We start from the raw sequence: 1540 nt of genomic DNA, 5'->3' as shown, positions 1-1540 counted from the left end.
AAAACCCTGGAAGATCAAGGCTTCTGCTGGCCGGGCATATCGGCGGCACGGATACGTCTGGACCATTCGCAACTGATGGCGTTGCTGGCCGGAATGGATTGGAAAAAGATCCGCCCGGCCAAGGTCAGGCGACCCTTGTTGACGGGCTGACCGCGCCTGCGGCAAGATGAATCATGCCGCTGTAATGGTTGGGAAAACGGCTGTTTTTATGCTCTACTCCTTCGCATGGATTTGCCCCCTCACGACCTGCCGGACGACGTTGACGCGCTGAAAGCGATGGTTCTCGCGATGGCGCGCGAGCAGGCTGCGAAAGAAGCCCGACTGAAGGCCGCTGAAGCTGAGATCGCCCGATTGGAGGCGGTGGAGAAGAGCGCCAACGAGCGGATTGCCAACCTCACATCGATCCTGAAGGTTCTGCAGCGCACCCAACATGGCACCCGCTCCGAGCGACTGCGGCTAGGGATCAACGACGAACAGGTGTCTTTTGCCTTCGAGGAAGTCGAGACCGGCCTTTCCGCAATCCAGAGCGAACTTGATCATGCGGCCAAGGACAAGCCGAAACGGGCAGCACGTCCACGCAAGGGTTTTGCCGCTCATCTCGAACGCGTCGAGGAAGTGATCGAGCCGGAGATCCCGGCCGGCTGCGAGGGGCTGGAAAAGGTCCTGATCGGTGAGGATCGCTCGGAACGACTGGATGTCGTGCCGCCGAAGTTCAGGGTCATCGTGACGCGTCGCCCTAAATATGCCTTCCGGGGCAATGATGGCGTGCTCCAGGCTTTGGCACCGGCGCACATCATCGAAAGTGGCCTGCCGACGGAGCGGCTACTCGCCTATATCGCCGTCTCCAAATACGCCGACGGCCTTCCGCTTTACCGGCAGGAGGCAATCTATCTCCGCGATGGTGTCGAGATCAGCCGATCGTTGATGGCCCAATGGATGGGGCATCTGGGCTTCGAGCTGCAGATATGCGCCGATTACATCCTTGAGCGCGTCAAGGACGGCGAAAGGATCTTCGCCGACGAAACCACCTTACCTACCCTTGCGCCCGGTTCGGGAAAAACGACGAAGGCGTGGCTTTGGGCTTATGCTCGCGATGATCGCCCCGATGGCGGGACCAGTCCGCCGATGGTTGCCTATCGGTTTGAAGACAGCAGGGGCGCTGATTGCGTGGCGCGTCATCTCGCCGGATTCAGCGGCATCCTGCAGGTAGACGGCTACTCGGCCTATACCAATCTTGCCAAGACGCGTGCCAAAGCTGGCAGCAATGAAACGAGCCAACTCGCAGGGTGCTGGGCGCATCTACGTCGCAAGTTTTACGACCTCCACATCAGTGGAGTCTCAAAGGCAGCAACGGACACGATCATCGCGATGACCCAGCTGTGGCGCATCGAGGATGAGGTCCGCGGTCGGGATGCTGACAGCCGCTCCATGCTGCGTCAGGAAAGATCTGCAACCATCGTCTCCGGCCTCTTTGATCTTTGGGAAAAGGAACTGGCCAAGGTCTCTGGCAAGTCGAAGACCGCCGAAGCGATCCGCTACG

General features: G+C 59.7%; 2 protein-coding genes. Both read left to right on the top strand.

Annotated elements, in window-relative coordinates; genetic code table 11:
* Positions 1-6 precede the first annotated feature (6 nt).
* Entirely contained in the window at positions 7-150 is a 144-nt protein-coding gene (locus AS026_RS44755) for a hypothetical protein (RefSeq protein ID WP_483431334.1), read from the top strand.
* A gap of 75 nt (positions 151-225) precedes the next feature.
* Positions 226-1540, top strand: a 1315-nt coding sequence (tnpC, locus tag AS026_RS26690) for an IS66 family transposase (protein WP_062372984.1), incomplete at its 3' end; no start/stop codon positions are given.

The organism is Rhizobium altiplani, assembly GCF_001542405.1.
GTDB classification, from domain to species: Bacteria; Pseudomonadota; Alphaproteobacteria; order Rhizobiales; family Rhizobiaceae; genus Rhizobium; species Rhizobium altiplani.
This window is presented reverse-complemented; position numbering and strand designations above follow the sequence as displayed.